At 64.5% G+C, this 24,809-nt stretch carries 16 protein-coding genes; 9 read left to right on the forward strand and 7 right to left on the reverse strand.

Annotation, left to right across the window (positions count from 1 at the left end; genetic code table 11):
* Positions 1–11 precede the first annotated feature (11 nt).
* Positions 12–725 carry a PH domain-containing protein gene (locus BMYO_RS05630; RefSeq protein WP_094667540.1) on the forward strand — a complete coding sequence of 238 codons (714 nt, stop codon included), beginning with the start codon at positions 12–14 and terminating at the stop codon, positions 723–725.
* A complete protein-coding gene (locus tag BMYO_RS05635; RefSeq protein ID WP_094667541.1) occupies positions 725–3,442 on the forward strand; it encodes a PH domain-containing protein in 2,718 nt (905 codons plus the stop codon). Before BMYO_RS05630 ends, BMYO_RS05635 begins: the two co-directional genes overlap by 1 nt.
* Positions 3,443–4,093: 651 nt before the next feature.
* Here the strand turns inward: BMYO_RS05635 and leuD are convergent.
* The gene (gene leuD, locus BMYO_RS05640; RefSeq protein WP_094667542.1) at positions 4,094–4,786 is read right to left on the reverse strand and encodes a 3-isopropylmalate dehydratase small subunit; all 693 of its coding nucleotides are present in this window, start codon (positions 4,784–4,786) and stop codon (positions 4,094–4,096) included.
* A gap of 111 nt (positions 4,787–4,897) precedes the next feature.
* A complete protein-coding gene (gene leuC / locus BMYO_RS05645) occupies positions 4,898–6,301 on the reverse strand; it encodes a 3-isopropylmalate dehydratase large subunit (protein ID WP_094667543.1) in 1,404 nt (467 codons plus the stop codon).
* A 227-nt stretch (positions 6,302–6,528) separates the two neighbouring features.
* Between leuC and BMYO_RS05650 the strand changes: the two genes are divergently transcribed.
* Positions 6,529–7,329 carry an IclR family transcriptional regulator gene (locus tag BMYO_RS05650; protein ID WP_169834063.1) on the forward strand — a complete coding sequence of 267 codons (801 nt, stop codon included), beginning with the start codon at positions 6,529–6,531 and terminating at the stop codon, positions 7,327–7,329.
* Positions 7,330–7,735: 406 nt separating this feature from the next.
* Here the strand turns inward: BMYO_RS05650 and BMYO_RS05655 are convergent, their stop codons facing one another.
* Positions 7,736–9,046 (reverse strand): metallophosphoesterase, encoded by a 1,311-nt coding sequence (locus BMYO_RS05655; protein ID WP_094667545.1) that lies wholly within the window; start codon positions 9,044–9,046, stop codon positions 7,736–7,738.
* Between the two features lie 729 nt (positions 9,047–9,775).
* Here BMYO_RS05655 and BMYO_RS05660 point away from each other — a divergent pair.
* From BMYO_RS05660 to BMYO_RS05685, 6 genes are all read left to right on the forward strand, one after another.
* Positions 9,776–12,013 carry an RNA degradosome polyphosphate kinase gene (locus BMYO_RS05660; protein ID WP_094667546.1) on the forward strand — a complete coding sequence of 746 codons (2,238 nt, stop codon included), beginning with the start codon at positions 9,776–9,778 and terminating at the stop codon, positions 12,011–12,013.
* A 193-nt stretch (positions 12,014–12,206) separates the two neighbouring features.
* Positions 12,207–13,427: an NUDIX hydrolase gene (locus BMYO_RS05665; RefSeq protein ID WP_169834064.1), complete on the forward strand. Its 1,221-nt coding sequence runs from the start codon at positions 12,207–12,209 to the stop codon at positions 13,425–13,427.
* Positions 13,417–14,226, forward strand: a complete 810-nt coding sequence (locus BMYO_RS05670) for a hypothetical protein (protein ID WP_094667548.1) — start codon at positions 13,417–13,419, stop codon at positions 14,224–14,226. The genes BMYO_RS05665 and BMYO_RS05670 overlap by 11 nt, the downstream gene beginning before the upstream one ends.
* Before the next feature lie 1,297 nt (positions 14,227–15,523).
* Positions 15,524–16,126 (forward strand): FMN-binding protein, encoded by a 603-nt coding sequence (locus BMYO_RS05675; RefSeq protein WP_094667549.1) that lies wholly within the window; start codon positions 15,524–15,526, stop codon positions 16,124–16,126.
* 65 nt (positions 16,127–16,191) lie between these two features.
* Entirely contained in the window at positions 16,192–17,121 is a 930-nt protein-coding gene (locus BMYO_RS05680; protein ID WP_094667550.1) for an FAD:protein FMN transferase, read from the forward strand.
* 285 nt (positions 17,122–17,406) lie between these two features.
* The gene (locus tag BMYO_RS05685; protein ID WP_094667551.1) at positions 17,407–18,819 is read left to right on the forward strand and encodes a ferric reductase-like transmembrane domain-containing protein; all 1,413 of its coding nucleotides are present in this window, start codon (positions 17,407–17,409) and stop codon (positions 18,817–18,819) included.
* Positions 18,820–18,946: 127 nt separating this feature from the next.
* Here the strand turns inward: BMYO_RS05685 and BMYO_RS05690 are convergent, their stop codons facing one another.
* The 4 genes from BMYO_RS05690 to BMYO_RS05705 form a co-directional block, all read right to left on the reverse strand.
* Complete coding sequence (locus tag BMYO_RS05690) at positions 18,947–21,124, reverse strand: glycogen debranching N-terminal domain-containing protein (RefSeq protein WP_143249122.1); 2,178 nt, start codon at positions 21,122–21,124, stop codon at positions 18,947–18,949.
* Positions 21,125–21,185: 61 nt separating this feature from the next.
* The gene (locus tag BMYO_RS05695; RefSeq protein WP_094667552.1) at positions 21,186–22,046 is read right to left on the reverse strand and encodes a carbohydrate ABC transporter permease; all 861 of its coding nucleotides are present in this window, start codon (positions 22,044–22,046) and stop codon (positions 21,186–21,188) included.
* A 1-nt stretch (position 22,047) separates the two neighbouring features.
* Positions 22,048–23,385, reverse strand: a complete 1,338-nt coding sequence (locus BMYO_RS05700) for a carbohydrate ABC transporter permease (RefSeq protein ID WP_094667553.1) — start codon at positions 23,383–23,385, stop codon at positions 22,048–22,050.
* A 146-nt stretch (positions 23,386–23,531) separates the two neighbouring features.
* Positions 23,532–24,782 carry a sugar ABC transporter substrate-binding protein gene (locus tag BMYO_RS05705; protein ID WP_094667554.1) on the reverse strand — a complete coding sequence of 417 codons (1,251 nt, stop codon included), beginning with the start codon at positions 24,780–24,782 and terminating at the stop codon, positions 23,532–23,534.
* Positions 24,783–24,809 lie beyond the last annotated feature (27 nt).

Genomic DNA, 24,809 nt, shown 5'->3' on the forward strand with positions numbered 1-24,809 from the left:
GGGGGTATCTGATGGATGATTGTCATGCAGCTGACTCCAACGCGTCGGCCGGTTTCGTCGATTCGTCCGAAACCGACTCATCGGGAGCGTCATCGCCGCAGACCGCGCCAACGGCATCCGGCCAGCCCGGTCGCAATCCGTCCGGGTCCCATGCGACGGTACTCACCCCAGCCGACCCGGGACAGGCCGAGCCCACCCGACTCGCATCTGAGCCGAGCAACAGTGTTCCGGTGCCCTCCTGTTTCGAGGGCTGGCGGCCGTTGCCGCCGCGCGTCCGTACCGTATGGCTCATCAACGAAGCGATTCAGTGCGCGATTTGGCTGGCAGCGTGCGGCGTAATCACGGCCATCTGCCTTGCGAACGGCTGGTGGGGGTTCTGGCAGCGGCTCATCGTGGGGATTGCCGTCGTCTATGCGGTGCTGGAACTCGTCTCGCAACCGTTGCAGACCAAGTACATGTACGCCTTCACCCGGTTCCGCATCGGGGAGCGCGACTTGGCCACCCGCAAAGGCTGGCTGTTCCGCAACTCCACCACCACGCCGTACACCCGCGTGCAGCATGTGGACACCAAGCAGAACCCGGTGCAACGTCATTTCGGACTCACTACGGTGGTGGTGCATACGGCCGCCGACGAGCATGAGATCGCCGCGCTGGATACGGCCGAAGCGGAGCGCATCGTGGCGCTGATCACCGAGCGCGTGGCCGTCGCGAAGGACGATATGTGATGAGTGATTCCAGCAATGCCGGCACTTCGCTTACGACCGATGACTCTCTGATGGCTGACGTTCCTCCAACTGCCGGTGGTCCCGCGACGGCCGGCCTTTCCCAGCCGACCGGCGTTCCTCCGACATCCGACGATCCTCCGACATCCGACGATCCTCCGACATCCGACGTTCCTCCGACATCCGATGTTCCCAGCGGCACCACGTCCTCCGGCACCGCCACACGTTTCGTCACCGCCACGCGCTCCGGCACCGCCACGCGCTCCGCCACCGCCGTGTCCTCCAGCACCGCCACGCCCTCCGGCACCGATCCAACGTCTGATTCCCGCCCCAGTCCCAGCACCAATCCCGATTCCGGTACCGCCCCCGACAACCACCTCAATCCCGACGCGGCATGGCGCATGCTGCACCCGGCCGCGCTAATCGTGGGGCTGGCGGAAACCATCAAAGGCGTGGTGGGTCTGTTCCTCGGTCTGCTCATCATCATGCGGGAGCATCTGTCCCCGTTGGTAATCATGCTAATCATCGTCGTCGTGACTTTGGTGGCACTGGCCCAGCCCGCCATCGACTGGTTCACGACCAGATACCGGCTCGGACTGGACTCGCTGTCGTTCAAATCCGGTCTGTTTTTCCGTAAGAACCGCACCATCAGCTACGGCTCGATTCATGCCATCAACAGTGCGTCTCCCGTGTATCTGCAACCGTTCGGCGTCGTACGGCTCACGGTGTCGGCGGCCGGTGCCGCGGATACGGATATCCGGCTGGATGCGGTACCCGCCGCCCTGCAGCTCGAATTGGAACGATTGCGGGCGGCCGCGGGCGGCAAGGCCGGCGGCACGATCCCTGCCGAAAACACCGGCGTGGTTTCCGCCGGAAACCTCGGCGTGGCTTTCACCGGAATCACCGGCACAATCTCCATCGGAAACCCCGGCGCATCCCCCACCGAGACCACCGGTGCGACTTCCCCCGAAAACGCCAGCGCGGCCTCCGCCGGAAACGCCGGCGTGGTTTCCACCGGAATCACCGGCACAATCTCCATCGGAAACCCCAGCGCATCCCCCACCGAGACCACCGACGCGGCCTCCACCGGAAACCCCGGCGCGATCCCCTCGCCCGTATCGTCTGTATCACCCGCAGCACCCGTATCACCCGCGCAGACGGCCTCGAATCAGCCGGCGGCCGGCCGAACGACGCTGCATCCGACCGTACCCGACCGCACGTCTCCGGACCAGGAACCGCCAAGTCGCGCGGCGTTCAATCAGATGGGACTGGACCAGGAACTGCCATTCCAAGAGACGTCGCCCGGAACACCAAGCCGACCCACGACCTCTCCGACGATATTGGAGCGGTCGGCATCCGCGCAGGCGCCCGTCTTCCGCGCTTCGGTGAAGGACATCGTACTCTACTCCATTACCGACATCGGGTTCATCGCCGCCGCGTTCGTGGTGTTCGGGTTCGTGCAGAATGTGCAGGACATCCTGCCGCGACGGCTGATGCACGACGCCGTGGACTCGTTCGGCGCCTTGCTGGCCCGCGGATTGACGGCGATCGTATTGCTGATTCTCGCGTGCGTCATACTGCTCATGACGGTGAGCATCGTCAGATCCCTGCTGCAATTCTACGGATTCGAGGTCTGGCGGCGCGGCGACGATCTGGTGGTGGTGCGAGGCCTGTTCACGCGCCATACGACGGCAATCCCGGTCAGTCGCATCCAGACGGTGACGATACGGCAATCATTGCTGCGCCGTCCGTTCCACCTGTGCTCGGTTGGGCTTGGCCTGAGCTCCTCGGTGGCCTCGAGCAGTGAGGAAAGCGGCATCTCGGCCGCACGAATCCTGCCGGTGATCGACACGAGTCGAGTGTACGACGTGCTACACGCGATGCTGCCGGAGTGGGATGTGCGCAGGCTGGGTGAGACGAGCGGCGCATCGGGCAGTGATGTGGCGGCGAACGACGAATCGCCAAGCGCGACGGCGACGCCCGGAGAGCCGCAATGTGCCGTGGCCGTACGCGAGGGCGCCGTGGCCGCACACGGAGAATCGCATAGTGCGGCGGCACACGACCATCCGTGCGACGAACTGTGCGGCACTGTTGCGGAGCGTAGCGAATCCCGCAACACGGCAGATGGACTTCCGCACGCCACGTCGCCCGGCATACCGCATGTCGTGGCGTTGCGGCGTACTGGGCGCGGATTGCTTCGGTATTACCTCACCATGCCGCTCGCAATCACACTGGCCGCGACGGCGCTGGCATGGCTTGGCTCCGAAGCCGGCCCACTCGCCGGCCTCGGACTTGACACCGTGCCGGGGCCCGTCCCCGACTTCGGATGGCCTTGGTGGATTGCCGTACTGCCTTTCGTGGGCGGATTGTGGTGGACGGCCACGCGGTGGCTGAAGTCACGCGCGGAAGGGTACGCGGTGCTGCCAGATGGAGATGGCTGCTACGGCATCGAAACCCGTGCGGTCGCAAACGCGCGCCCGACCATGAGTCATCGCATTGCGGTGACCGGGGCCGTTGGAATGACCACGTATCTGATGGTGACCCGCCGTGCACGGATCCAGTCGATTACGCGGTCCACCACGCTGTGGCGCGAGCCGCACGGCATAGAGCGAGTGCAAATGTCGTTGTTTGTGATGAACGGCCTCGATACGCTGCGATTCATGTTCCTGCATCGTTCCGATGCCGCCGCCCTAGAGCGCTGGCTGGAGGGGGATTCCTGACTGCAAGCGTCGCCTGATGCCTGGCACACGGGCATTGGGTATATAGCTATCACGGCGTCAATGCGGCACGATACTGTTTTGTATCGATACAATCGGATTTCGTGTACAAACTCCCGTGCCCCGCTAGCCGAATATCAGAGGTTTTCGGCGTGTGGGGGCACAGTGGCTTGCCCCCGCACGCTTTTGTAACGGTCCAATCCTCTAGCGGGACACATAGCCCCAGCAAGAAACCGCGGAATTCCGCCATTCTTGGAGTCTCGGTGTTTCAGCCCCGCAAAGCCCTGTGCCCCGCAAGCCCAAAAATCAACAAAAAATGCGTGCCGGGGCACACTATTCTGCCACGACACGCATATGCACGGTTAATCTCACTGCTGTGCACAGGGCACAGAATCAAATTATGCCGCAATCGGCCAACGGGCCTCGTCCGGCAATAATGGACTCGCCCTAAAGGACGAGACTCAACACACCTTCGCTCAGCTACCGCATCGCTCAGGCCGTCGCTACGGACAGTCCACCGGACTGCCCGCTTAACACTCCGGCCAGCAATTACGGATTCGCTTACACGAGACTCAAGCCTACCTTCGTTCGACTATCGTCTCACTCAGGCCTCGCCTACGGACAGTCCACCGGACTGCCCGCTTAACGGCTCAGCTAAATAATGCCGCGATCGGCCAACGGGCCCGCCCAGTTATCATCTTTGGGCTCGCGGGCGGACTGGATGGGCTCTTCGGGCCAGTGCTTGGCGGGGATGGTCTTGGGCTTGAACGGGAACTTTTCGGCGCGCATCTTTTCGTAGGCGGCGATGTCGTCTTCGTGCTGCAGGGTCAGGTCGATGTCGTCGTAGCCGTTCATCAGACGCCAGCGGGTGTAGTCGTTCACCTCAAACGGCAGGGTCACGTCACCGCAGGTGACGGTGCGGGTCTCCAGCGAAACGGTCATTTCGCGGCCAGGCTCCTCTTCGAGCAGCTTCCACAGCAGCTCGACGGACTCCTGCGGCATGATGGCGGCCAGCACACCGTTCTTGGCAGTGTTGCCGTAGAAGATGTCGGCGAAGCTCGGCGCAATCACCACACGGAAGCCGTAATCGTGCAGCGCCCACACGGCGTGCTCGCGTGAGGAGCCGATGCCGAATTCGGGGCCGGCGACCAGAATCTGGCCCTTGCCGGCGTACTCCGGCTTGTTGAGCACGAAGTTCGGGTCGCGGCGCCATGCGTAGAACAGTGCGTCGTCGAAGCCGGTCTTGGTCACGCGCTTCAGGAACACGGCCGGAATGATCTGGTCGGTATCGACGTTGGAGCGGCGCAGCGGCACGCCCACGCCGGTCAAAGTAGTGAGTTTTTCCATGATTGTCCTTTCGGGGTCTCCCCCACCCGGTCCTGCCGGGAGCCTCCTCGCCAAGAGGAGGCCGATGCGAAGTTTGCGAAGTCGAGGAATCCGGGGATCAGAATCCGGGGTTCAGAGGTCGGCGGGCGAGGAGATCGTGCCGCGGATGGCGGTGGCGGCGGCCACGGCCGGCGACGCCAGATGCGTGCGCGAGCCCTTGCCCTGACGGCCCTCGAAGTTGCGGTTCGACGTGGAGATCGAGCGCTCGCCCGGGACCAGCTTGTCCGGGTTCATGCCCAGGCACATCGAGCAGCCGGCGTTACGCCACTCGGCGCCGAAGTCCTCGAACACCTTGTCGAGCCCTTCCCTCTCCGCCTCGAGACGAACGCGGGAGGACGCCGGCACCACCAGCACGCGGTGGATGCTCTTCGCCTTGTGGTGGCCCTTCATGATCGCCGCGGCCTGACGCAGGTCGTCGATGCGGCCGTTGGTGCACGAGCCGATGAACACGGTGTCCACGGCGATGTCCTTGATCGGCATGCCAGGCTTCAGGTCCATGTAGTCGATGGCACGCTCGGCGGCGGCGCGCGCGGTGGCATCCGCGATCTCGGACGGCACCGGCACATTCGCGGTGATCGGCAGGCCCTGACCGGGGTTGGTGCCCCACGTCACGTACGGGCCGAGCTTGGTGGCGTCGATGTCCACCACCTTGTCGAAGACGGCGTCGTCATCGGTCCTGAGCGTCTTCCAGTACTCGACTGCGCGGTCCCACATCTCGCCTTCCGGCGCATGCGGGCGGCCCTTCAGGTACTCGAACGTGGTCTCGTCCGGCGCGATCATGCCTGCGCGGGCACCGGCCTCGATGGACATGTTGCACACGGTCATGCGCTCGTCCATGGTGAGGTTGCGAATCGCCTCGCCGCGGTATTCGATCACGTAGCCCTGGCCGCCGCCGGTGCCGATCTTGGCGATGATCGCCAAAATGATGTCCTTGGCCGTGGCGTCCGACGGCAGCTTGCCGTTGACGTTGATGGCCATGGTCTTGAACGGCTTCAGGGAGAGGGTCTGCGTGGCCATCACATGTTCGACCTCGGAGGTGCCGATGCCGAACGCCAGCGCGCCGAACGCGCCGTGCGTCGAGGTGTGCGAGTCACCGCACACGATGGTCATGCCCGGCTGGGTGAGGCCCAGAATCGGCGCGAAGGCATGGACGATGCCCTGATCGGCGTCGCCCAGCGGGTGCAGGCGCACGCCGAACTCCTTGCAGTTCTTCTCCAGCGTGCTCAGCTGCAGCGCGCTGGTCTTGTCCGGATTGGGACGGTCGATATCGACGGTCGGGGTGTTGTGGTCCTCGGTGGCGATGAGCTGATCGACGTGGCGCGGCTTGCGGCCGGCCAGGCGAAGTCCCTCGAACGCCTGCGGACTGGTGACTTCGTGCATGAGCATCAGGTCGATGTACAGCAGATCGGGTGCGCCGTCGCTACCCTTGCGCACCAGATGATCGGCCCAGACCTTCTCGGCCAGTGTCGTTCCCATAGTGGTTCCTCCAAAAAATTCCGCGCGAGGTATTGTATTCGCGCCTTGTTCGTGGTAATAGCCTATGTGGTGCAGTTTGGGCGGCCATCGATAGGGCCGGATATTGAGATGACGACCGTAGGGCGAAGCCGATTCCCGCCGATTGCGACACTGCCGCAGTGATCACGTCGTGAGACACTTCCCTGATTTTGCATTTCACTATGTGAGATGGCATAATCGCCTATATTATGACTGATTCCCAAGAAGAACCATTGGACCACAGCCTGACCGACGAAGAGCCGACCGAAGAGACCGCTCCGAAGGACGACGGGGAGATTCATTCCGGCGTAGGCGTGCTTGATAAAACCGTAAAGATTCTCGATGCGCTCGAGTCCGGCCCTTCCACGCTGGGCCAGCTCGTGGCGGCCACCGGTCTGGCCCGCCCGACCGCGCATCGTCTGGCCATCGCGCTGGAACGCCATCGTTTCGTGCTGCGCGACCAGCACGGCCGCTTCGTGCTCGGCTCCCGCTTCGCCGAACTGGCCGCGGCCGCCGGCGAGGACCGTCTGCTCACCGCCGCCGGCCCGATTCTGCGCACCCTGCTCGACCGCACCGGCGAATCCGCGCAGATCTACCGCCGTCAGGGTGACCAGCGCGTGTGCATCGCCGCCGTGGAGCGCGCCTCCGGTCTGCGCGACTCGATTCCCGTGGGTGCCATGCTGTCGATGGAGGCCGGTTCCGCCGCGCAGATCCTGTTGGCTTGGGAGGATTCCGACCGCCTGCATCAGGGACTGCGCCACGCCAAGTTCACCGCCACCAAGCTGGCCGCCGTACGCAAGCGCGGCTGGGCCGAGTCGGTCAACGAGCGCGAGGAGGGCGTGTGCTCGATCTCCGCGCCGATCCGCAACGCCTCAGGTCAGGTGATCGCCGCAATCTCCATCTCCGGCCCGACCGGCCGCATGGGCGCCGCCCCCGGCCGTCGTTACGCGCCGCTGGTCATGGCCGCCGGCAAGTACCTCACCGAGGCGCTGGTCAAGGCCGTGCGCTGATTGCGCTTCCTGATTGTTTCCTGATTACTGATTACTGATTCACTGACGTAATACGTAATATTGACGTCTATACGAAGAGCGCCCGCCGACGATTGCTCGGCGGGCGTTTTGCATTGCCAGCTCCGCCATTGTCCCGGTTGATATCGCCTGATTCATATTCCCGGGCATCGATACCGCGCCCCGCATCTCCCCCTCGTAAACGAACTTCCGGCATAGGACGCGAGATGGGATCCCTCATTCATTTGGTAGATAACCCGCAACGCAGGGTGTTGAAACGGCGCCGTTTCAACACCCTCGTGAGTAATCCATCTATCAAATGAATGAGAAATCCGCCAAATGAATGGATGCCAGTATGCTACGCCATTAATTCGTTTACGAGACAGACCATTAGGCAGACCATTAGGAATCACCTGAAGAGTCCGGTCAGTTGGCTCCACAGACTTGGCTTGCGCAGCAGATCGTCGCCCTCCCCCTCGCCGGGGGTCTGCTGGTTCACCGCATAGGTGTACGCCCGCTTGGAGCTGGGCTTGCCCACCAATTCGCCGAATTCGAGCAGCTGGGTGCGCGGCTCGTACGGATGGCGGATATCGAATTCGATGAGTCGCGTGGCCCGCTTGGCCGGCGCGGGACCGTACGTGTTGAACCCGCAGGTCGGCGTGGCGATGAGTAGCATCCCGTCATGCTCGCCGACGAAGCCGTTGCGGTGATCGTGGCCCGCCGCCACGCCGATGTATCCCCCGCGCAACGCCTCGAATTCCTCAGACCGGTCCGGGCAGGAGATGCCCTCTCCCAGATAGCCACCGACCTGCGTCTTGGTTTCGTCCAACACGTAATAGGTGTTGGAATGGTCGCGGTATCCCTGCATGGCGAAGGCCGTGGTCGCGGCCACCGGGCGAAGCACGTCGTAGTATTCCGGCAACGGCATATGCTGGAACACCATGGATTCCGCGCCGATGCGCTCCGGCAACTCGCGCAGGAATCGCAGCGCGTCCGCCGAAAGCGTGCCGAAACCGCCGCCATGCGCGTAATCGCCGGAATTGACGAGCACCAGTCCCAGCACGTTGCGCGTGCGTTCCGCATCCATCACCGGCAGGGCGAAAGTGCCCGGCTCGCAGGCGAAGACGACTTGGTCGGGCAAGGGACCGACTCCCTTGATCGCCCCCGATTCGCCCGGCACAACACCGCGCGCATCACTGGCCTCCCACTGCCGCGGCGGATTCACGCACCCGGGAAACTCGCGGTACATCGCATCCAGTTCGGCATCGTCGAGTCCACATTGGAAATCATGGTTGCCATAGGTCACCGCCCACGGGATACCGCGTTTGACCAGCGGTCCCACGCACTGCCCGATGGCCTTGCGCACCAGCTCGCGCGTCTTCGCCAACGCCGTATCGGACACCGGATCGTCGGACCAGCGACGCTTGCGGAAGGAACCGGCAAAGGCCTGATCGTACCCGGCGATCTGGTTGCCGGAGAAAATCACCAGATCGGGGCGCGAGGCGTCCAGACTCGCCTCGATGAGCGACATCGTATCCTTGGCGATTTTCGGCCCGTCCTGGATGTCCGCAACCTGTAGCACGCGGAACTTGCCGGAATTATGGAACTGGAGACGCCCCAGACGCGCGGAGATGGAAACCGGGCGATCATCTTCGGCATCGGCCGGCTTGATTCGTGGCTTCGACATCAACCCCTCAGGGGCACGCTGTGTTTCCGTCATAGCCTCCACTGTACCCATGAACATCGCGCCCATGAACGGCCGGCCGCCACCGGCGCGCCGTGACAATTCGCCTCCGACTCCCGGCAATAGAGCAGCCCCCCCCCCGTGGCCTATCCCGCAATTGTCCGAGAAACGTCCGAGCAAACGAAAAGGCCCGCCGGAGCGGGCCTTTTCTTCCAAGAGCAACTACTGGAGCAGAATCTCTGCACAACCTCATCGTTGTAACGGTAAGTCTTTCCAATGCCCGTCCAACGTAACAGTCCTCGTGACCATACACTATTTGTGGGCTCTGCTCTGTTCAGTTGTTCTTGTACCTCATAATCTATTCATGAGCGCCCTTCCGCGCAACCCGCGCACGGCGTTTGTGCGGTTTTTATCGCAAATGTTCAATCGGACGGATACCCCCGAAACAATCGAGTCGAAACGTTCATATCGAACGGGAACGATGTTCGCTTGTGTGCGATTCCGTCATCATCACGGCGTGTCGCGCAGCCCAGCCGCCAGCACTATGTAACCCCGCAGCAACCCCGCAACCGTCATCGGCAAATCTTGCCATGGAGCACAACCTGCACACACAGCACCACGCCACACCATCGCCATTATCACGGCCATGACCACCGCAACCCTCATCGTCGGCATCACGGGAAGCCCCATCCCAAATATGAACGGCCGTTGAATTCTCGTGCGTCACCCCGGCCACCGGCCACGCCAAAGCCTACGATATAAACTATGGCACAGATATTCGATGCACCATCAAAGGCAATTCTGCGCAGTCAAATCGCAGAGCACATTGCCGAAACCGACAAGAACGACCGCCGCGTCGATCAAGAGGGCGAGGCGCCGCTGCCCAAGGATCGTTTCTTCGACCGTGAGCTGAGCTGGCTCAAGTTCAACCAGCGCGTGCTCGAGATGGCGGAGAACGAGGACACCCCGTTGCTGGAACGCGCCACCTTCGCCGCGATCTTCGCGTCGAATCTGGACGAGTTCTTCATGGTCCGCGTCGCCGGCCTGAAGCGCCGTATCGACTCCGGCATCGCCGTGCCGTCCGCGGCCGGCCTGAGCCCGCGCCAGCAGCTGCGCGCCATCAGCGAGACCGCGCACCGCCTGCAGGACGAGCACGCCCACTACGTGATCGACACCATCCTGCCGGAGCTGGAGAAGGAGCACATCGTCCTGCTGCCGTGGGACAAGCTCACCTCCGCCGAGCAGGAGCGTCTGTCCCGCTACTACCGCCAGCAGGTCTTCCCGGTCCTGACCCCGCTCGCGGTGGACCCGGCCCACCCGTTCCCGTACATCTCCGGCGGTTCCATCAACCTCGCCGTGATCGTCGAGAACCCGTCCTCCGGCAAGTCACACTTCGCCCGCGTCAAGATCCCTGGCAACCTGCCGCGTCTGGTGCCTGTGGACGACATGACCGACGAGGAGTCCAAGGACGAGCGCTACGGCTTCATCACCATGGAGAAGCTCATCGCCGCTCACCTCGAATCCCTGTTCCCGGGCATGATCATCAAGGAGGCCCGCTCCTTCCGCGTGACCCGTAACGAGGACATCGACGTCGAAGAGGATGACGCCGAGAACCTGCTCAACGCCATGGAGAAGGAACTGCTGCGCCGTCGCTTCGGACCGCCGATCCGCCTCGAGATCACCGACTCCACCAGCCCGTTCCTCTCCCAGCTGCTCGCCGACCAGCTCGGCGTCAGCCAGGACGAGGTCTACCGCCTGCCCAGCCCGCTGGACATGACCGTGCTCTTCGAGCTCGGCGGCGTTGACCGTCCGGACCTCAAGTTCCGCCCGTTCGTGCCGACCACGAACCGTCAGATCGCCGAGGTCGAGTCGAGCCGCGCACAGGATATCTTCGCCGCGATCCGCGAGCGAGACATCCTGCTGCACCACCCCTACGACTCCTTCTCCACCTCCGTCCAGGCCTTTCTGGCACAGGCTGCTGCGGATCCTAAGGTTCTGGCCATCAAGCAGACGCTCTACCGAACCAGCTCCAACTCGCCGATCATCGACGCACTGATCGACGCCGCCCACGCGGGCAAGCAGGTGCTGGCCCTGGTGGAGATCAAGGCCCGCTTCGACGAGGACGCCAACATCGCCTGGGCCCGTAAGCTCGAGCGCGCCGGCGTGCATGTGGTGTACGGCATCGTGGGCCTCAAGACCCACTGCAAGCTCATCGAGGTGGTGCGTCAGGAGGCCGACGGCCTGCGTCGCTACTGCCATGTGGGCACCGGTAACTACAACCCGAAGACCGCCCGCGTCTACACCGACCTCGGTCTGCTCACCTGCGACCCGGTGGTCGGCCAGGACCTCACCCGCCTGTTCAACCAGCTGTCGGGCTACGCGCCGAAGTCCAGCTTCCACCGTCTGCTCGTGGCGCCGCGCACCGTGCGCTCCGGCCTCATCCAGCGCATCCGCCGCGAGGAGGACGCCGCCCGCGCCGGCAAGGAGGCCTGGATCAAGATCAAGGCCAACTCCATTGTGGATGAGAAGACGATCGACGCCCTGTACCGCGCTTCTCAGGCCGGCGTGAAGATCGACATCGTCGAGCGCGGCATCTGCGCCCTGAAGCCGGGCGTGCCGGGTCTGTCGGAGAACATCCGCGTGCGTTCGATCCTCGGCCGCTTCCTCGAGCACTCCCGCATCTACGCCTTCTGCAACGCGGACGGCCCGCAGATCGGCGAGGGCCCGGCCTCCGGCCCCGAGGTCTACATCGGTTCCGCCGACCTCATGCACCGCAACCTTGACCGTCGTGTCGAGGCTCTGGTGCGCGTGACCGCCCCGGAGCAGATCGACGAGCTCATCAAGTATGTGGATCTGCAGATGGCCGACTCCACCGTGAGCTGGCACATGCAGCCGGACGGCACCTACGTGCTGCACACCAAGGACGACGAAGGCCGTCCGCTGGTGGACAGCCAGGAGTACCTGATCCGCAAGCACCAGCGTCGCCCCAGCTCGCACAACTGATCGACGCGACTCAGCCGGCTACCGACCATGTGAACGCTCACGAGCGAACACTGCTACAGTGGTAACGGACAGAAACATGATGATGCCCGGTCTCCCGCCCAACCGCGGGGCCGGGCATCGTCGTTTTCAGGAATGAAACTACGTAGCGGCAGTGGGTTTTGCCCTACAATGACCAGTGATGGGTAGTCAACACATGAGACATGTCATAGAAGCCGCCGGCGGCCTGCTGTACCGGCGGAAGGCCGACGACGGCCGAAACGCACAATGGAACAGCCATCTCGATTCCCAATCCCCCTCCAACACCCCGAACACCCCCTCCAACGCATCCGCCACCCACACGAACCCCACTGCCACCAACACCTTCGCACCCCACGACGTCACGCCGACCTCCCCCTCCGGCACGGCTTCCCCCTCGCACGGCTGCACCGAAGCAGCCGACAACGTACTGAACCACATCGAACTGTGCATCGTGCATCGGCCGAAATACGACGACTGGAGCTGGCCGAAGGGCAAACTCGACCCGAACGAATCCGCGCGACACGCCGCGGTACGCGAGATCGGCGAGGAGACCGGCCTGCCGGTGGCGCTCGGCCCCTATCTGGGCGACGTGGAGTATCCACAGGCCGAGGAAGGCAGCAAACAGCGTCATACCAAGGATCTGAGCTCGGACACCAAGCGTGTGCAGTTTTGGATGGCCACGGCCATCAGTCCGATTGATAACCTCAAGCGCACGCAGGCGTTTGGTCCGGTGCATCGGGCCGACGTCGGCGAGATCGACGAGCTTGTCTGGCTCACCCCGGCCGAGGCGCGCAGGAAGCTCACCCATTCCACGGACCGCGACATCCTGGCCCTGTTCGTGGATCGCGTCGAGGAGGGGGCGTTGGACGCCTTGCCGTTCCTCCTCGTGCGGCACGGCAAGGCCGAGGCCCGGAAGCTGTGGAAGGGCACGGATGCCAACCGCCCGATCACGCCGCGCGGGGCCGCGGCGGCCTTCGCGCTCAACTATGAGCTCGCCTGCTTCAACCCCGTGCGCCTGACCACCTCGCCGTGGATTCGCTGCATGGAGACATTGCAGACGTTCTCCTGGCAGACCGGCCGACCCATGATCACCCTCGACCAGCTCACCGAGGACTCGTTCGCGCAGAACCCCGACGCGGCATGGGATTGCCTGTTCGGCGAGATCACCTACATGCTCGAGCGGCGCGAACCGACCGCTATCTGCATGCATCGGCCGGTGATTGGTGGTATGTTCGAGCATCTGCGGTCCTTGTGCGCCTCGCCCGCGCTGGGCAAACGCCTGATCGCCAAAACCCCATACATGCCGACCGGCACGGCGCTGGCACTGTTCGTCATCCCCACGCCGGACGGCCCGAAGATCATCGACATCCAGAAGGTTCATCCACTTGTCTACTAGACCGGCTTTCCCCGATTCCTCCAATTCCTCGGCCGCCGCGGCCGCAGCCCACGCCTCGCATGGCTCCGGACTCGGTCCGGGGTTCGGCTCATTGCGCTCCGCCGGCGCCGCGTTCAGCCCGGCGCGCATGGGCTCGATGCGCCCGTCGCGGCCGGCCCAGCTCGATCCGGCAGTGGCCGACGGGTTGGCCGGCGGCATGGACCCGCAGGCCATCAGCGAGATGAGTCATCTTTCGGCCGCGGCCCTGCTGGACCGCGTGCGGCACAGCGAGGACCCGGAAGTGGTACGACGGGTGCTGACGTTGGTGGAGACGGTCGGCGTGGATGAGATCGCCGAATTATGGAGCGACGCCGAGCCGGATTCGCTGCCCGGCGTGCTGTGGCGGCTGTACATGCTGCGTACGTGGATGAGGTTGAACCGTGACGCCATCGCACGGCTGTGGCGCGTGGGCGAACCGGTGGCCACCACGGCCTCCGCCATCGCCGGCGTCGATCAGGCGCCTACCGAGGATGACATCGCTCGTCTGGCCGATTCGATTCTGTCAGGCGCGTTCGTGGGCGACTTCGCGGTGGCGATGGAGCGCGCAGCGGCGTTCACCGATGTGGTGGCGTTGGGCCTGCGCGTGGAGGCACGACGGGTTGTCGAGCGGTCCACGGCGAATGGCGGGGTCTCGCCGGCCGATGAAAAGGCCGCGCGCGCCCAGGCCGCCAAGCTGTTGCACACCGGCGCGAACCTCATGTCCACCGCCCGCGCGTTCGAGCACGGGGCAAATCTGTGGCGCCGGGGCAAGCTGGAGTAACGGTTGCGACTGGCGGACCAATCCCGCTGATCTGTCGGCGGATTTCCTATACATTCCCGTACATTCCCGCCTACTGCCGCCTACAATCCGCCGTCCACCACTGGCGCACAGACAGCACGGCGGGTCCTCCGGAAGCAAAGCTCGCGAGAATGCTGTGTTCTGGACCATTTTCCTGCTGGAATCCGACCCAGACAGGCAGCGGCGAGGAACGTACGGCCCGTATAGCCCTCTAGAATGTCCCAATCATCAGTCAGAAGTCGCAACTATTCATGGCCGGCGAGCCGAACTCCCATCACGATCCGACATCAGACCGTCGAGTTTCGATGCCATCCTTGCCCGGCGAGCCCCGAAGAGGCAGCCGCTATACTGGTGAGTCGCGTCGGACCGTGCTTAAGCCCCGGGCTCCATTTATTGCCGCTGCGAGCGGCCCTTGCGCCGACAGGCGCTTTCGCGGTTCGGCGCTTTTCTTACTTCTTGATACGGTTTTCGACCTTGCGATGTGGGATATGCGCTTGATCATGCCCTTCTAGTCCGGGCCCCACGCGTATCCCTTTCTCTTCACGTCGCCACGCGGCCAGTCGTTGGCTCGCCAGCGATGCCACTAATGCTCAGCGTCACCGCGCGGCCACTTCATGGCCCGTCAGCAACGCCGAATGACATTCAGCGTCGCCACGCGGCCAGTCGTTGGCAGAGTTCCGACGCTGAGAAGCCTCCCAGCGTTGGAAATTCGCCAGTGCTTGGCTTCGCAGCGACGGTAAGGCCCGCAATCGTCATCGCGGAGCCAAGTAATGGCACGGCGACGACGGTAAGCAATCCCCCACCAACATGAACCAGCACCAAACGAATCGGCACCGCCACACCGCCACACCGCCACACCGCAACACCGCAACCCGCACAGCAACACCGCAACCCGCACAGCGGCACCGGCACCGGCTCGGATCGGAACCCAACCAGCAGGCGACACCGAATCCCGCGTAGCGGCAACAGTCTCACTTGCGGCATGCGGCATTCCGATGCGGTGTGCCGCATGCCGCAGTCAGATGCGACATGCAACGGACAACAGACGGATAACAGACGGACAATAGTCACTCGATTCCCAGATAGGCCATGGCATCAATGAGAGCTTCATCACAAAACCGCCGGTTTTCAGCGGACTTTCAGCCAGCATTAACGAGCACGTCAGACTGGGCCGGTTAGGCTCGGGGTATCAGAGGTTTCTTCAACGCCGTGCGGTGTTTCGGCGGCACGATTTCAAATACTTCACATCAGATATTTCAGGTATATCGAGGGGACAACCATGAAAACAATCACTCGTGCGGTCATCGCCGCGGTGGCGGGACTGGCCATCATCGGCGACGCATTCCTGCTGTTCGTCAAACCGCATCTGGCGCAGCAAGCGGCCTCCGGTAGCGGACTGTCTCTGGCCAGCGGCAACGACGCATCGGCTTCCGGCGGCAATGAATCGGGCAGCGCCTCCGGCAACTCCGGCAGCACCGGCACCGATTCCGGCTCAGGCGACAGCTCAAACGCCGGCACGAGCTCGGATTCCGCCGATTCGTCAAGTAGCTCCGCAGACACCGACGCAGACGCCAACAACAACACCGGCAACACCCTCAAGGACGGCACCTACACCAGCGTGGCCAGCCCGAACGCCTATGGCGAAATCCAGCTGCAGGTCAAGGTGGAAGGCGGCAAAATCACCACCATCACCACGGTAAAGGCACCGACCCACGGCCGCTCGCAGTCCGTCAACGCCCAGGCCATCCCGGAACTCACCGACCGCGCAATCAGTGCGCAAAGTTCGGACATCCAGTTCGTCTCCGGAGCCACCGAGACCTCCACGGCCTTCGTCAACTCGCTGCAGGACGCCATCAATCAGGCGCAGAACGCCGGCAACTGAGCAGCCCCGACAACAACCGACCGGCATCGTCCACGAATCCAACGAATCCGGCAATCCGCATCATCATGGCAACCATCCAAGCCCGAGTCATCCACGCGATGACCATCCCGTTCACCGTCCAGCTCGTCAGCGAGCGCCGCGACGCCACATACCTCGCCACGCTCATCGACGAGGTGACGCCGCAGATCGGCGCGTTCCTGCAGCATGTGGACGCCACGTTCTCCCCGTTCCGGCATGATTCGCAGGTCAGCGCCGCCCGCCGCGGCGATTGGTCCGGACTGCTGCGCGGCACACACAACGCACACGGCACCCAAGACACACGCGGCACCCGCCATCACGGCACCACAATCTCCCCCGACGGCGCCCGCCGGCCGCAATCCGAATTCGCCGAGGTCTACGCGCTGGCCCAACAGGCCAAGCAGCTCACCCACGGCCATTTCGACCCGATGCACGCAGGCGTCTACGACCCGACCGGCATCGTCAAGGGTTGGGCCATCGAGCGCGCACACGAACGGTTCCTCATGCCGCTCATCCGCTCCGGCCGGTGTGACGCGGCCGCGCTGGGCGGTGGTGGGGACATCCAGACCGCCGTGGCCGATGACAGCGACTTCACATGGCGCATCGGCGTGCAGAACCCGGACGACCCACGCAGCACGCTACGCACCGTCACCATGCGCAACGGCGGCATCGCAACCTCCGGCACCAGCCAGCGCGGCGAGCACATCACCCGCACCGCACACGACCTCAAACAGGCCACCGTCATCGATGATCACCTGACGTTCGCGGACATGTGGGCCACGGCCGCCGCCAGCGCCGGTGAGGCCGCCTTCCGCAACATCGTGGCGGGCAGTCCCACGGCACATGCCAAGTCCACAGCACAAGCCAAGCCCGCGACACTGCCCCATCCCACAGCCCAGTCCAATCTCATGGCCGTGTTCGTGCGGGCCGATGGCACCGTCACCGAACTGCATCCGAGCCAGACAGGACTATCATGACCATCCGGACCGTCAATCATCGGCCGGCCGGCTACTCCCGGCGCACCGGAACCCCGGTCAGCCCGCCGAAGAGCGCGCGACGGCACCCATCACACGATAACGGCGATGACTAACGGCCAGCACCCGCAACCGAAACCCCGTCATCGTGTAATCGCATGACAGCCCGTCACACGCCCGCCACGCACCCAGCCCGCCCGATTGCGACCGTGCCGCCGGTCGGCGGGCCGCATCACCGCTTTCCGATTCCACACCACACTGATAAAGACCGATAAAGGACCATCAATCATGAAACGCATAACCTCGAACATCGCCTTGGCATGGGCCGTGGTGCTGTTCATCATCCCGCTGCCGTTCCTGGCCACCCTCGTCGCCGGGTTCCCCTCGCTGTACAGCGATGCGTTGTTCGGCGCCGAGCTGGGCGTCGTCGCGTACACCTGGATGCTGGCCGCCGTCTATCTCGCGTGCCGCCCGCGCTGGGTGGACCGCACGGTCGGTCTGCCGCACATGTACATGATTCACGGCGTGCTGGCGATTCTGGCCATCATCCTCGCCTTCCTGCATCAGTCGCTGCTGCCGGGCGCGGGCGCGCTCATCGGGCTGACCGGCCATGCGGGCCTCTACCTATTCATGGCCGTGGCGGTGTGGTCACTGGTGTTCATGGCCAGCTGGCTCACCGCCAAGTTCCCGCTGCTCGCCCGCATCAAGCGCGGGCTGGAGCGGGTGTTCCGCCATGAGATGAGCGTCTGGCTGCACCGGCTTAATCTGGTGGCCATCGCGCTGATCGTGCTCCATGTGCACGTCATCGACTACATCGCCTCCATCAAGCCGTTCATCTTCCTGTTCGACGCCGCGACCATCGCCGTGTTCGCCTATTACGTGTGGAGTTCGGTGAACCGCCGCGCCTTCGCGCTGCGCGGCTGGGTGGCGTCGGTCCGTCCGCTCGCCGATAGGGTCACCGAGCTGCGCGTGACGTTCGGCAGCGGCGACCGCGAGCAGATCCGCTGGAATCCCGGTGATTTCGCGTTCATCGCCTTCCCCGGCAAGCGCGGCATGCACGAGTTCCACCCGTTCTCGCTGACGAACGCCTATCCCTCGCCGAACAGCACGTCGTTCGCCGCCGCGCGCACGCCCGGACCGATGGCCGCGAACACCTCCGCCGCGAACGGCACTGTCCTCACCACGCCGCATCCGGATGCTCCGGTGATGTCGTTCGCCATCCGCGCCGACGGTGATTTCACCGCACGCATCGCCTCGCTCAAACCGGGCGACGTCGTGCTCGTGGTGCCGCCGTACGGCCGGTACGCCGAATTCATCAGGGAGCATGACCGCACGCACGGCAATACGCATGGCACGGTTCCGCTGGTGCTCATCGGCGGCGGCATCGGCATCACGCCGCTGCTCGGCGTGCTCACCACGTACGCCGACGGTGCCCGGCCCGTCGACTTCCTATACACCGCCCGGTCGGAGAGGGACTTCATCTACCGCGACGAGCTCGAACAGTTCGGCCGCACCACGCCGTCCACGCGCATCCGTCTGATGGCGCAGCGACCGGACGAGGCGATTATCGCGCCGATGATTCGACCGCACGCCATCTACCTCATCGCCGGCCCGCAACCGATGATGGAGGCCGTGCGCGCCATCCTGTTCAGTCATGGCGTGGCCGCGGACGATATCTATTACGAGCCATTTGCGATGTAGGGGTTGTGGGCGCTAGGAGGTTGCGGACTCGCCTTCGTTTGGCTTCTGTTAGGGTTCCCCTCGGCCCCATTCCATCCTGCCTATGCTCCCCTCAGGAGGGGAGCCTTCTGGAACTGAGCCGGTCAGCTTAGGCTTTGGTGATGTGCAGGCCTTGGGCGAGTGGTGAGGCGGCGGGAGTACCGGCGCCGGTCGCAGCTCCCGACTCCGTCCCCGCGCCCGGCTCCAAGCCGAGCAATAGTGCGAGTACGGACACGGACGAGGCGGCGGACCAGGCTTGCGGATGGCACGCGGCCGGGTAGGGCGCCGGACCGGACTCCCCCTCGTCACCGGAATACAGCTCCGGAATCTGGTAACCGAACGTATCGGCCGCGCGGACCAGGCCCTCAGCCACGCGCAACGCCTCGGCCTCGTAGCCTTCGGCGCGCAGGCCGTTCATGACGATGGCGCTGTCGTGCGCCCAGACCGAGCCGCAGTGGTAGCTTTCCGGCCAGTATCCGCCGGCGAGCGCGCTCATCGTGCGCACGCCGTAGCCGGAGAGCATGTCGCTGCCGGAGAGCCGCTTGACCACGTCCGCGACACCGTCCGCATCCAGGATGCCGGTGCCGAGCAGATGGCCGATGTTGCTCGTGAGCGAGTCCACGGGACGCTTGTGCTTGTCGAGCGCGATGGCCGGGTATCGCCCGCGGCCGTCGTCCACCCAGAATTGTTCGTTGAAGCGGGTCTTGAGCTGCGCGGCCCAGTCGCGCCATTCGTCGGCGCCCGACCGGCCGAAACGGTCCAGCAGGTCGGCGCCGAGCACGGCGGCCTGATAGGCGTATCCCTGCACCTCGCACAGGGCGATGGGCCCTTCGGCAATGCTGCCGTCATTCCAGCGCACAGAGTCGCCGGAATCCTTCCAGCCCTGATTGCTCAGGCCGTGGCCGGTGCGGTCGATGTATTCGAGGAAGCCGTCGCCGTCGCAATCGCCCCAATCGCGCAGCCATGCGAGCGCGGCCTCGAGGTTGGGCAGCAGCGCGCGCACCTCGTCTTCGGGCGCTCCCCAACGCAGCGCCTCAGCGAGCAGGATAATCCACAGCGGCGTGGCATCGATGGTGCCGTAATAGAGCGGCGGCAGGTGCATGCCGTTGTCGAACGCGCCGCTTTGCACCAGCGGTTCCGCACGCAGTTCGTGCATAATCTTGCCGGGGTCGGCGTTGGTCTCCGGGTCGGATTCGGTGGCCTGGAAGTGCGCGAGCGTGCGCAGCGTGCCCATCGCGGTGCGCGTGGTCAGCGGCAGCATGAACCGGGCGGCCCACAGCGAGTCGCGGCCGAACAATGTGAAGAACCAGGGCGCGCCGGCGGCGAGGAACTCGTCGTGCGGCAGGGCGGGGATGGCCATGCGCAGACCGGCGAGATCGCGCAGCGACGTGTTGACCCAGTCGGCCACACGACTGTCCGCGGCGGTGACGGTGACGGCGCTCCACGGGCAGTCGGCGGTGGCCGCCGTGACGGCATTGGCTGCGGTGCTCACGGAGATCGTGAGGCCCACGGCGCTCCGGCCGCGCGCCGGCACGGTCAGATGCCAGGTGAACGTGCCGTTGAGCCCATTCGCGCTGACGATCGGGGCCAGAGCCGAATCGGGCATCACATCCACTGTGATGCCGCCGTAGGTGACGTGGAGCGCGGAAGGCGCATGCGCAGCACCGGGGATAGTACCGGTGGAAGCGGGAGCGGGAGTTGCGCCAACGCCAGCATTGTTCTCAGCACCATTAGTGCCATTGTCGCCACCAGCGACATCGGCGACATCATCGCTGGCGGCATGCTGGCCGCCGCCATGCGATACGGCGAGGACGACCTGACCGCTGCCGGCCGCCGCGGACGGCGACCCGCCCTTGATCTCCTGCATCGTGGCCATATCGAACCGCAGCGTCACAGCGAGATCGAGCTCGACGGGTTCGTCGATCACGCTGGCGATCTCGAACCGTTCGACGAGCGCGTCGGGCGTAAGCTCGCGGGTTTCGGTCACGCGCACGGACGGGTCCACGGTCGGCCCGTCGATATTGCGGGCGACCAGCGAGGTGACACTGCGGCCCTTGGCCGGTGAGGACCATGCGATCGGCGTCGGCACCTCGCCGTCGATGGCCGTGACGATGCGGGACAAGATGCGGGTATCGCCCACGTAGTAGCCGGCGAGGTTGGCTGCGCCCGCGTGGGGGCGCTCGGCGTCCACCGTACCGTCGGCCTCGGCCCACAGCTGGGCGGGCGCGGCGATTATCGGACGCATGTCGTGCATCCACGGCTGGCGGATCTGCTGGGATGTGGTCATAGTTGTTCTCCAAAAATCGAAAGTGGGATTGGTGGCGGGCGCGGCCGGAATAATTGGGGGGTTATTCCTTGACTGAGCCTTCTGAGCTGTTCATGATCTGCTTTTGGAAGATGAAGAACAGCACGGCCACGGGGATGGTCATCACGACGGCCGCCGCGAGCTTGACCGGGTACTGGTTGCCTGCGGACAGCTGGCCGCTGGCGAGCGAGGCGACGCCCTTAGTCAGCGTGGTCAGCGACGAGGACTGCGTGGAGACGATGAAGTGCGACAGCTCGTTCCACGATCCCTGGAAGGACAGGATCGAGATGGTCACCAGCGCCGGGCGGGCCATCGGCAGCACGATCGACCAGAAGATGCGGAAGGTGCCCGCGCGGTCGATCATCGCCTGCTCCTCCACGGACCGGGGAATCGATTCGAAGAAGTTCTTCATGATGAACACGCCGGCCGCGTCGATGAGCAGCGGCAGAATCATGCCCGCGTAGCTGTCGTAGATGCCCAGGCTCTTGATGATGAGGAACTTGGGGATGAGCAGCACCACCATGGGCACGCTCATCACGGCGAGCAGCATGCTGAAGATGAAGTTGCGGCCGCGGAAGTCGATGCGGGCGAGCGCGTAGCCGGCCAGCGAGTCGAAGAACACGCGGCCCAGCGTCACCACGATGGTCACGATGAACGAGTTCTTGAACCAGACCGGGAAGTCGGAGTTGAGGAACAGCTTGCGATAGGCGGCGGTCGTCCAAATCTCCGGCACGAGCGAGACGGGGTTGGCCGTGGCGTCGGCGTCGGTTTTGAACGAGGTGGCCACCTGCGTGATGAACGGCATGATGTAAATCAGCGCGATCACGGCGAGGATGAGGTACAGGATGACGCCGCTGTCGCGGAATCGCTTGAACCAGGAGACGTTCTTGGTGTCCGTGTTCATGTCAGCGGTCCTTTCCTGTGGTGGTGGCTGTGGTGGCGGCAACTGTGCTGCTGGCGGTGGCGGCGGCGGAATCGGCAGTGGGGCCAACACCGGACCCGGCAACGGCACCTGCGGTGGAGCCGGTGCCGACAGTGCCGGCGATACCTGCGGACGAGGTCGCGGCAGTCCCGGCCCTGGCCTTGCGGCTCACGCCCAGCGACATGATCTCGGCCTTGGTCATGGACCGGGCCTCCGCCTTCATGGCCTCGTAGTCGGCGCGCCTGCGACGGGACATCTTCTTGTCCTTCATCACCCAGCGCTGAATCCAGGTCATCACGATGATGATGACGAACAGGATGAAGGAGATCGCGGCGCCACGGCCCCACTCCTGACTGTTGAACGCCGCGCTGTACGAGAGGTACGCGGTGGTCAGCGTGGTCTTGGCCGGGCCGCCCTGGGTACCGGTGTAGATCTGGTCGAACACCTGCCAGGTGCCGATGATGCCGAGCGTGACGACGGTGAAGATCGTAGGCTTGAGCTGCGGCACGGTGACCTGCCACATCCGCTGCCACGGGGTGGCGCCGTCCATGATGGCCGCCTCCTCGGTGGCCTCGCCGATGCTCTGCAGCGCGGCGATGAACATAAGCATGAAGGTGCCGGAGGTGGTGAAGATGACCATGAGGATGATGGCGAACATCGCCACCGACGGGCCGGCCAGCCAGTCCCAGGCGCTCACGCCGAGGAAGCTGTGCTCGGTGAGCACGGCCGGGCCGTTCTTGATGCCGAACGCGCCGAGCAGAATGTGGATGATGCCCTGCGGGTCGTTGAACCAGTTCGGCCCCTTGACGCCGAACCACTTGAGCATGGCGTTGATCGGACCGGCGGCGTTGAACAGGAAGAGCCACAGCACGGTGATGGCCACTGAGCTGGTGACCGAGGGGAAGTAGAACGCGGTGCGGAAGAATCCGCGCGCCTTGAGGATCTTGCGGTTGAGCATCACCGCGAGCGCCAGCGAAAGCAGCGTCTGCAACGGCACCACGATGAGCGTGTACCAGGCGTTGTTGCGCAACGCCGTGCCGAAGTCACTCTGGGCGAGGCCCGGCGTGGTGAGCACGTCCGCGTAGTTTTCGGCGCCCACGAAGTTCACGTTGCCGCCGAACGGGGTGCCGCGGCCGGTCCAGTCGGACACGCTCACCCACAGGGCCATGAGAATCGGGACGAACAGGAAGACGCCGAGGATCACGATCATCGGCAGGCAGAACAGCCAGCCGGAGATCTCCTGGCCTTTACGGTCGATATGCTGGCGGGGTATCCTGCGCGCGCTCCCCTTGCGCGGCCGTCCTGCCTGTGATGCGGACATGCTTCAACTCCTTCGTTGATTGGCGTCTGGTCTAGGTCTAGGTTTTGGCTCTGGCCATTGCGGCGTCCCCGGCTTTCCCCTCTTCCCTCCGCCCGCTTTGGCGGAAGCGGAGAAAAGGAAAGCCGGGGACGTGGGCTACTCGCGGATTACTTCAGGATGGCCTCGAGGTTGGTCTGCGTCTTGTCGAGGATGGCCTTGGGATCGCCGGTCTTCAGGCCCTCGAGCTGGGCGTTGAGATCGGTGATTACGTCGGCCGCGCCCTTGGCGGTCGGCACGGTCACGGAGTACTCGAGACCGTCCATGAAGGCGCCGAGCTCGGGGAACTCGCCCTTCCAGGTGTCTGCGAGGGTCTTGGTGGCGGGCATGATGCCGAACGCCTTGGCGAAGTCCATCACCACGTCGTCGCTGGTCAGGTATTCGACCAGATCGATGGCGCCCTTCTGGTTCTTGCTGTCGGCCGCGATGCCCCAGCCGTTGGTGAAGTGCATGGTGCCCTGGCCGGCCGGGCCTTCGGGCAGCGGTACGACCTTGTACTTGACGTCCGGGTAGTCGGCGGAGAGGCCGCCGGTGATCCAGTTGCCTTCGATGGTCATGGCGGCCTTCTTGGAGCCGAAGGCCTCGCCGCCCCAACCGGTACCGAGGTCGGCGGCGTAGGCGACCGTGCCGGTGTCGAGCAGGTTCTTGACCTCGGTCAGGCCCTGGACGCTCGCGTCATCGCTGGCGATGGCCTTGGTGCCGTCGTCGGAGACCAGGCCGCCGCCCGCCTGCTTGAGGAACACGCCGACTCGGGCGTACTCGCCGTTGAAGGCCAGACCAACGTGGTCGTCGGCGGTGAGCTTCTTGGCCACCTCAGCCAGCTCATCCCAGGTCTTCGGGTAATCGGCGTCGGTCAGGCCGGCCGCGGACCACATGTCAGTGTTGATGACCAACTGCAGCGTGGAGACGTCCTTCGGGGCCGCGTACAGCTTGCCGTCGTAGGTGAAGGTCTGCAACAGGTTGTCGTAGAAGTCGCTCTTGTTCTCGAGCTGGTCGCCGTAGGCCAGCAGCGAGCCGTTGGAGGCGTAGCCGGCCAGCTGCTCGGGGGCCAGGTAGAACACGTCGGCAGGGTCGCCGCCGGCGAAGCCCTGCGAGAGCTGCTGGGCCATATCGTTGGCCACCTGCACGGTCGCCTTGGTGCCGGACTTCTCGGACCACGCCGCCACGGCATCCTTGACGGCCTTGGTCTCGGTGTCTCCGGAGGAGCCGATCAGCACGGTGAGCTCCTGCGAGCTGTCGCTGGTGGGGTTGTCGGAGCTGGCGGTGTCGTCGAAGCCGCTGCCGCCGCCGCAGCCGGCGAGCAGGGTCAGTACGGCCACCGAGGCCGCGGTCAGTACCGTGAGCTTGTTCCTGTTCCTCATCGTCGAGTTCCTTTCTGTTCGGGCGGG

Origin of the sequence: Bifidobacterium myosotis, from assembly GCF_002259745.1 — a bacterium.
Lineage (GTDB): Bacteria > Actinomycetota > Actinomycetes > Actinomycetales > Bifidobacteriaceae > Bifidobacterium > Bifidobacterium myosotis.

Coding starts and splice junctions, on each gene's coding strand:
- BMYO_RS05665 (WP_169834064.1), top strand. CDS start 12,207: ATGAGACATGTCATAGAAGCCGCCGGCGGCCTGCTGTACCGGCGGAAG.
- BMYO_RS05650 (WP_169834063.1), top strand. CDS start 6,529: ATGACTGATTCCCAAGAAGAACCATTGGACCACAGCCTGACCGACGAA.
- BMYO_RS05690 (WP_143249122.1), bottom strand. CDS start 21,124: ATGACCACATCCCAGCAGATCCGCCAGCCGTGGATGCACGACATGCGT.
- BMYO_RS05655 (WP_094667545.1), bottom strand. CDS start 9,046: ATGACGGAAACACAGCGTGCCCCTGAGGGGTTGATGTCGAAGCCACGA.
- BMYO_RS05680 (WP_094667550.1), top strand. CDS start 16,192: ATGGCAACCATCCAAGCCCGAGTCATCCACGCGATGACCATCCCGTTC.
- BMYO_RS05695 (WP_094667552.1), bottom strand. CDS start 22,046: ATGAACACGGACACCAAGAACGTCTCCTGGTTCAAGCGATTCCGCGAC.
- BMYO_RS05700 (WP_094667553.1), bottom strand. CDS start 23,385: ATGTCCGCATCACAGGCAGGACGGCCGCGCAAGGGGAGCGCGCGCAGG.
- leuC (WP_094667543.1), bottom strand. CDS start 6,301: ATGGGAACGACACTGGCCGAGAAGGTCTGGGCCGATCATCTGGTGCGC.
- BMYO_RS05635 (WP_094667541.1), top strand. CDS start 725: ATGAGTGATTCCAGCAATGCCGGCACTTCGCTTACGACCGATGACTCT.
- BMYO_RS05675 (WP_094667549.1), top strand. CDS start 15,524: ATGAAAACAATCACTCGTGCGGTCATCGCCGCGGTGGCGGGACTGGCC.
- BMYO_RS05685 (WP_094667551.1), top strand. CDS start 17,407: ATGAAACGCATAACCTCGAACATCGCCTTGGCATGGGCCGTGGTGCTG.
- BMYO_RS05705 (WP_094667554.1), bottom strand. CDS start 24,782: ATGAGGAACAGGAACAAGCTCACGGTACTGACCGCGGCCTCGGTGGCC.
- BMYO_RS05660 (WP_094667546.1), top strand. CDS start 9,776: ATGGCACAGATATTCGATGCACCATCAAAGGCAATTCTGCGCAGTCAA.
- leuD (WP_094667542.1), bottom strand. CDS start 4,786: ATGGAAAAACTCACTACTTTGACCGGCGTGGGCGTGCCGCTGCGCCGC.
- BMYO_RS05630 (WP_094667540.1), top strand. CDS start 12: ATGGATGATTGTCATGCAGCTGACTCCAACGCGTCGGCCGGTTTCGTC.